The sequence below is a fragment of the Modestobacter sp. KNN46-3 genome (genome assembly GCF_011039295.1).
Window position 1 is genome coordinate 1 of sequence record NZ_JAAKGN010000291.1, and the last position, 2,141, is coordinate 2,141.

Below are 2,141 nucleotides of genomic sequence, written 5' to 3' on the forward strand. Positions count from 1 at the left end.
CGACCAGCGCGGTCACCATCTCCCCCCACCGGTCGTCGGGCACGCCGATCACCGCGACCTCGGCGACGGCGGGGTGGCTGAAGACGGCGTCCTCCACCTCGATGGAGGAGACGTTCTCCCCGCCGGAGATGATCACGTCCTTCTTCCGGTCGGAGATGGTGAGGAAGCCGGCGTCGTCGACGGTGCCGCCGTCCCCGGTGTGGAACCAGCCGCCGTCGAGGGCGTCGGCGGAGGCCTCCGGGTTCTCCCAGTAGCCGGCGAGCACGGTGTTGCCCTGCGCCAGCACCTCACCGGACTCGCTCGTGCTGATCCGGGTGCCCAGCGCCGGCACCCCCGCCCGGGAGAGCGCCCTCGCCCGGGTCTGCACGTCCATCTCGTCGTACTCGGCCCGGGGCCGGTTGATCGTCAGCAGCGGCGCGGTCTCGGTGAGCCCGTAGATCTGGTTGAACTCCCAGCCCAGTTCCTCCTCCACCCGGGCGATCGTGCGGGAGGGCGGCGGCGCCCCGGCGACGACGATCCGCACCCGGTCCCGCCCGGGCACCTCGCCGTCCCAGTCGGCGGCCGCGTCGAGCACGGCGTTCCAGACGGCGGGCGCCCCGGCCATCAGCGTGACGCCGTGCCGCTCGACCCGGCGGAGGATCTCGGCACCGTCGACCTTGCGCAGCGCGACCTGCGTGGTTCCCACCCCGGCCGCCGTGTAGGGCAGCCCCCAGCCGTTGCAGTGGAACATCGGCAGCGTGTGCAGGTAGACGTCGCGGTCGCTGACCTGCATGTGCAGGCCGAACGTGGTGGCGTTGACCCAGAGGTTGCGGTGGGTCATCTGCACGCCCTTGGGCCGCGCCGTCGTCCCGCTGGTGTAGTTGATCGTGGCGGTGGCGTCCTCGTCCGGCGCGGACCACGGCCGCGGCTCCGCGTCGTGCCGGAGCAGCCCGGACTCGTACTCCTCACCCAGCAGGAAGCGGTGCGGGACGTCGATGCCGGACAGCTGCGACTCCACCTCCGGGTCGGCCAGCAGCACGCGGGCGCCGCAGTGCTCGACGATGTAGGCGAAGTCCGCGGGTGCCAGCCGGAAGTTGACCGGCACGAGCACCCGACCGAACGAGGGGACGGCGTAGAGCAGTTCCAGCAGCCGGGCCGAGTTGTGGCTGACCACCGCCACCCGCTCCCCCTCGGCGATGCCCAGCGCGTCCAGCCCGGCGGCGACCGCCCGGGCCCGTCGGGCCACGTCGCGGTAGGTCAGCTCCCCCAGCGAGGGAGCCGGCTGGGTCGGCTCGTCGACGACGCCGAGCCGGTCGCCGTAGACCAGCTCCGCCCGGTCGAGGAAGTCACGGGTGGTCAAGGGCACGCGCATGCCGGGCTCCCCGGGGCCGAGGCCGGCTGCGGTGCCGGCCGCTGTCCGAACGTGGTCGCCGTCACGCTAACGGCCACGGCGCGCGACCACGAACCGCTCAGTCCGCGGCGGCCAGCAACCGGGGCAGCGCCTCGCCGATCGGCTCCCGCACGACCAGGTCGGCGAGCCCGTCGTAGGGGGTCGGCTCGGCGTTGACGATGACCACCCGGGCACCGGAGGCGGCGGCCACCTCCACCAGCCCGGCCGCCGGGTGCACGCCCAGGGAGGTGCCGACGGCCAGGAAGACGTCGCAGTCGGCGGCGGCCTGCGCGGCGGCGTCGAGCACGTCGGCGTCCAGCGCCTGGCCGAAGCTGATCGTCGCCGACTTGAGGACGCCGCCGCAGTCGGCGCAGGCGGGGTCGGGCTCGCCGGCGTCCACCCGGGCCAGCGCCGCCGTCATCGGCGTGCGCGCACCGCAGGCCAGGCACTCGACCTCGCGGACGGTGCCGTGGAGTTCCAGCACTCCGCTGCTGCCCGCGTCGGTGTGCAGCCCGTCGACGTTCTGGGTGAGCAGCGCCCGCAGCCGGCCCTGCCGCTCCAGCTCGACCAGCGCGGCGTGGCCGGCGTTGGGTCGCGCGTCGGGGGCGGTGTCCCGGCGCATCAGCCAGGCCCGGCGGCGGATCTCCGGGTCGGCCACGTAGTACGAGAGGGTCACCAGCTTCTCCGCGTCCGGGTCGCGGGTCCAGACGCCGTTGGGGCCGCGGTAGTCGGGGATGCCGCTGTCGGTGGAGATGCCGGCCCCGGTGAGCAC

At 74.3% G+C, this 2,141-nt stretch carries 2 protein-coding genes; both read right to left on the bottom strand.

The annotated features are described in order from the left end of the window. On the bottom strand, positions 1-1,351 hold a 1,351-nt coding region (locus G5C62_RS26610), incomplete at its 3' end, for an AMP-binding protein (protein WP_164703357.1). Between the two features lie 97 nt (positions 1,352-1,448). Next, positions 1,449-2,141, bottom strand: a 693-nt coding sequence (locus G5C62_RS26615) for a Sir2 family NAD-dependent protein deacetylase (protein WP_164703358.1), incomplete at its 5' end; no start/stop codon positions are given.